The 4,523-nt window shown below is 71.2% G+C and carries 6 protein-coding genes; 1 reads left to right on the top strand and 5 read right to left on the bottom strand.

All coding sequences use genetic code 11. The annotated features are described in order from the left end of the window. From IY392_RS14920 to IY392_RS14900, 5 genes are all read right to left on the bottom strand, one after another. On the bottom strand, positions 1 to 417 hold a 417-nt coding region (locus IY392_RS14920; protein WP_194861631.1), incomplete at its 3' end, for a metal-dependent transcriptional regulator. Then, positions 414 to 1,283 (bottom strand): metal ABC transporter permease, encoded by an 870-nt coding sequence (locus IY392_RS14915; RefSeq protein WP_194861630.1) that lies wholly within the window; start codon positions 1,281 to 1,283, stop codon positions 414 to 416. The genes IY392_RS14915 and IY392_RS14920, both read right to left, overlap by 4 nt. Further along, positions 1,280 to 2,080, bottom strand: a complete 801-nt coding sequence (locus IY392_RS14910; RefSeq protein ID WP_107755889.1) for a metal ABC transporter ATP-binding protein — start codon at positions 2,078 to 2,080, stop codon at positions 1,280 to 1,282. Before IY392_RS14910 ends, IY392_RS14915 begins: the two co-directional genes overlap by 4 nt. Beyond that, a complete protein-coding gene (locus IY392_RS14905) occupies positions 2,077 to 3,084 on the bottom strand; it encodes a metal ABC transporter solute-binding protein, Zn/Mn family (protein WP_107755890.1) in 1,008 nt (335 codons plus the stop codon). Before IY392_RS14905 ends, IY392_RS14910 begins: the two co-directional genes overlap by 4 nt. A 14-nt stretch (positions 3,085 to 3,098) precedes the next feature. Beyond that, a complete protein-coding gene (locus IY392_RS14900; protein ID WP_107757992.1) occupies positions 3,099 to 3,590 on the bottom strand; it encodes a tRNA (cytidine(34)-2'-O)-methyltransferase in 492 nt (163 codons plus the stop codon). Between the two features lie 60 nt (positions 3,591 to 3,650). On the opposite strand from IY392_RS14900, the gene IY392_RS14895 reads away from it, so the two are divergent. After that, positions 3,651 to 4,508, top strand: coding sequence for a bifunctional methylenetetrahydrofolate dehydrogenase/methenyltetrahydrofolate cyclohydrolase (locus IY392_RS14895; protein ID WP_107755891.1), 858 nt, complete (start codon positions 3,651 to 3,653; stop codon positions 4,506 to 4,508). Positions 4,509 to 4,523 lie beyond the last annotated feature (15 nt).

Here is a 4,523-nt window from a genome sequence, read left to right as displayed (position 1 = left end):
GTCCAGAAAGCCGTCCAGGGCGTCGACGAACCGGTCGGACACCACGTGCTCGAGGGCGTCGGCCTCGGCATGGACCTCATCCCAGGGGTAGTCCAGGCACCGGGCCAGGAAGGTCTCGAGGATCCGGTGACGACGGACCATCGCCACTGCGAACGACCTCCCGGCGTCGGTGAGCTCCACGGGCGCGTAGGGACGGTGCCGCGCCAAACCCATCGCGGCGAGTTTGCGGACGCCCTCGGTGACGGAGGAGGGGGAGGCCCCGAGTCGATCCGCGAGCGCGCCCGGGGTGACGGACTGACCTGCGGCCTCCAGGTGGTGGGCGGCCATGAGGTAGGCCTGGACGGTGGGGGTGAGATCGCCGAGGCCGCCGGGTGTAGTCGCGCTGGGGGCCTCGTCTCGGGGCCGGTCGCCGGTCATGCCGTCATCATCCCCGATCGTCGGGCCCGGGCGCCCGCCGCGGCCCGCGGGATCACGCCGCGCCCGGGCGCGAACAACTGGGCCGCGGTGAAGATGGCGGCCTGCGCGAGTACCACCACCGGCCCCGGGGGGAGGTCGGCGTAGTACCCGGCGTACAGCCCGGTGAGGCCGCCGGCCAGGGCGACGACGACGGCGAGGATCATCGTCCCCCGCATGGTGTCGGCGAGCAGCTGGGCCGTCGCGCCGGGGATGATGAGCGTGGCCACCACGAGGATCACGCCCACCGACTGGACTCCCGCCACGGTGGCCGTGGCGAGGGTGGCCAGCAGGAGCCCGGTCAGTGCACGGGTCCTGAGGCCCAGTGTGTGCGCGTGCAGCCGGTCGAAGGCCACCATGATCAGATCCCGGCGGAAGGCCAGCAACACGATCACCGTGAACGCGGAGACGGCCAGCACCTGCACCAGGACGGGGTCCGGCACGCCGAGCACACTGCCGAACAGGATGGAGTGCAGGTCCTGCCCGCTCGGGAAGCGCGCGATGAGGACCAGGCCGAGCGAGAACAGGGCGGTGAAGACGATGCCCATGGCGGCGTCCTCCCGAACCGTCCCGCTCTCGCGGACCCCGCCGATCAGCGCCACCGCGACCAACGCCGCGACGAGCGCGCCGACGGCGAACGGGATGCCGGTCAGGCCGGCGATCACCACTCCGGGCAGGACGGCGTGGGAGACGGCGTCGCCCATCAGTGACCACCCCATGTGGACGAGCCAGCAGCTGAGCAGTGCGCCGGCCACTCCGGAGGCGGCCACCACGAGCAGGGCACGGCGCATGAACTCGTACCCCATGGGTTCGACGAGCAGATCGATCATCCCGGTGCCCCCTCGGTCGCCGGTGCCCGGTCGTCGACGGCGGGTGGTCGCGCACCGAGCAGGGTGGACAGGATCTGTGGGGTGGTGGTCTCGGCGACGGGCCCGTGCGCCACCAGTCCACCGTTGAGCAGGGCGACCGAGTCCGCGAGCCTCTCGACCGTGGCCAGGTGGTGTGTGGAGACCACCGCGGTCCTCCCCGAGGCGGTGAGGTCGCGCAGCACGTCGATGTAGACCTCCTCGCTGCCGGCGTCCATCCCGTTGAACGGCTCGTCGAGGAGCAGTAGCTCGGCCTCCTGCGCCAGGCATCGGGCCAGCAGAACCCGTCGGCGTTGTCCCCCCGACAGCTCCCCGATTCTCCGCCCGGCGATCGGGGACAGGCCGACCCTGGCCAGTGCCTGCTCCACCGCCAGCCGATCGGCGGAGGACGGGCGACGCCACGGACCGGTGAAGCGTCGACGGCCCTGCATGACCACCTCGCCGGCGGTGACCGGGAAGCGATCGTCGACGCCGTCCGACTGGGGTACCGCCGCCACCCGGCCGGTGCGCAGCGCCCGGCCCACCGGGGAGCCGAGAACACGCACCGATCCACCGGTCGGGGTGACCAGACCGAGCATCGCCTGGAGCAGGGTGGACTTGCCGGACCCGTTGGGCCCGAGCAGCACGGTGATCTCCCCGGTGGGCACGGACAGGGAGACCGAGTCGAGTGCGCGGATCTGACCCCGGTCGACGGTGAGGTCGGTGACGACCACGGCGGGCGGGCCGGTGTGCGACGAGAAGGGCAGTGGTCGGTCGGTCATGACGTCAGCTCCCGGGTGATGATCTCGAGGTCGTGGTCGAGCAGGTCCAGATACGTGGGCACCGGGCCGCTGGGGGCGGACAGCGAGTCGACGTACAGGACCCCGGCGACCCTGCTGCCCGTCTCCTGCGCCACCTGCTCCATCGCGGCGTCGGAGACCGTCGACTCGCAGAAGAGCGCGGGGATCTCCCGGGCACGCACCTCGTCGATCAGAGAGGTGACCTGCCGCGGAAGCCCCTGCGATTCGCTGTTGACCGGCCACAGGTAGAGCTCCTCCAGCCCGAGGTCGCGCGCCAGGTAGGAGAATGCGCCCTCGCACGTGGCCAGGACGCGTCGTTCCTCCGGCACCGCCGCCACGGCCGCCCGTGCGCGGGTGGCCATGTCCTCGAGGTCCGCCACGTAGTCCCCGGCGCGGGCGAGGTACTCCTCGGTACCGTCCGGGTCGACCTCGGCCAGTGCGTCGGCGATCGTGAGGACGTAGCCGATGCCCTCGTGGGGTGACATCCACGCGTGGGGATTGGGGCGACCGGTGTAGTTGCCCGAGCGTACGGGCATGGGGTCGACCCTCTCGGAGCCGACCACGTGTCGGGCATCGGTCCCGTCGAGGAATCGCAGCAGCCAGTCGTCCATGCCGAGGCCGTTGCTCACCACCAGGTCGGCGCCCTCGACCCGCTTGAGGTCGTCGACCGACGGTTCGTACTGGTGCACGTCGGCCCCGGGGGTGGTGACCGACTCCACCCGGACACGATCGCCCCCGACCCGGCGCGTCATGTCCGCGAGGATCGTGAAGGTCGTGGCCACCACGACGCGATCCCCGGACTCCTGATGGGCGAACCGGGGGCGGTCGTGCACATCGGCCGCGCCCGTGAACCCGGTCGTGCACGCCGCGGTCATGACCACCGCCGCGAGGGCGGGCAGGGAGGCGAGGACGACGGTCCTCGGTTGCCCGGGCCGTCGGCGACCTCCCGGACGATTGCGGTCACCGACCGGACGAGATTTCGGCATGCCGAAATAATAAGTCAATCAGGCGGAATTCCCATATCGCCTGCGTATCCCTGCTGCCTCCAGGCTTCGTACACCGCCACGGCGGCCGCGTTCGACAGGTTCATCGACCGACGTCCCGCGATCATGGGGATGCGCACCGTGGCCGTCACCCTCTGGTCCGCCAGCACGTCCTGGGCCAGTCCGGTGGGCTCGGGTCCGAACAGCAGGACGTCGCCGGGGGAGAAGCGGACCTCCGGCAGCGAGAGGTCGGCTCGCACGGTGAACGCCCACACCCTCGCCGGGAGCAGACGGGCGTACGCGGCGTCGAGGTCGGCGTGGACCTCCACGTGCGCCAGGTCGTGGTAGTCGAGCCCGGCCCGCCGCAACCGTGGCTCGGTGAGGTCGAAACCCAACGGCCCGGCCAGATGGAGTTCGCAGCCCGCGCCCGCGGCCAACCGGATCGCGTTACCGGTGTTGGGCGGGATGCGGGGTCGGTCGAACAACACACGTACGCCGGCTCCGGTCATGGCCACCATTCTCGCAGTGCGCTGGCGACGTGACCGCTCCGCAGTGGGATACTGGCACCCGTGACCGCTACGAAGTTGGACGGAAAGCTGACCCGCGACGAGATCGTCGCCGACCTCTCGACCCGCGTCGCCGCGTTGCGGGACAAGGGCATCACCCCGGGGCTGGGAACGGTCCTCGTCGGCGACGACCCGGGCAGCCACTCGTACGTCAAGATGAAGCACCGTGACTGCGAACAGGTCGGGATCGCCTCCATCCGCCGTGACCTACCAGCGGACACCGGTCAGGCCGAGCTCGAGGCCGTGATCGACGAACTCAACGCCGATCCGGCGTGCACCGGGTACATCGTCCAGCTCCCGCTGCCCGCTCACCTCGACGAGAACGCGATCCTCGAGCGCATCGACCCGGCCAAGGACGCCGACGGGTTGCACCCGGTCAACCTCGGCAAGCTGGTGCTCAACGCGCCGGCCCCGCTCCCGTGCACCCCCAACGGCGCCATCCACCTCCTCCGCCGTTTCGGTGTCGAACTCGACGGGGCACACGTGGTGGTGATCGGCCGCGGGGTCACCGTGGGACGCCCGATCGGGCTGATGCTCACCCGTCGTAGCGAGAACTCGACCGTCACCCTGTGCCACACCGGCACCCGCGACCTCGCCGCCGAGACGCGGCGTGCCGATGTGATCGTGGCCGCCGCCGGAGTGGCCCACATCCTCACCCCGGACATGGTCAAGCCCGGCGCGGCGATCCTCGACGTGGGGGTGTCCCGACTCGACGGGAAGCTCGCCGGTGACGTGCACCCGGACGTGTGGGACGTCGCGGGCGCGGTCTCCCCGAACCCGGGAGGGGTCGGTCCGCTCACGCGGGCGTTCCTGCTGTCCAACGTGGTCGAGCGCTGCGAGCGGCTCGCCACGGGTGCCTAGGGGCCCACATGACCC

This window comes from Dietzia sp. SYD-A1 (assembly GCF_015356725.1).
In the GTDB taxonomy this organism is placed as follows: domain Bacteria; phylum Actinomycetota; class Actinomycetes; order Mycobacteriales; family Mycobacteriaceae; genus Dietzia.
Note: the sequence above shows the minus strand (reverse complement) of the source record. Positions and strands in the feature narration are given on the sequence as shown.

Bases quoted from the DNA above. Each gene is read 5' to 3' on its own strand.
- IY392_RS14905 (WP_107755890.1), bottom strand. From the start codon at position 3,084: ATGCCGAAATCTCGTCCGGTCGGTGACCGCAATCGTCCGGGAGGTCGC.
- IY392_RS14910 (WP_107755889.1), bottom strand. From the start codon at position 2,080: ATGACCGACCGACCACTGCCCTTCTCGTCGCACACCGGCCCGCCCGCC.
- IY392_RS14915 (WP_194861630.1), bottom strand. From the start codon at position 1,283: ATGATCGATCTGCTCGTCGAACCCATGGGGTACGAGTTCATGCGCCGT.
- IY392_RS14900 (WP_107757992.1), bottom strand. From the start codon at position 3,590: ATGACCGGAGCCGGCGTACGTGTGTTGTTCGACCGACCCCGCATCCCG.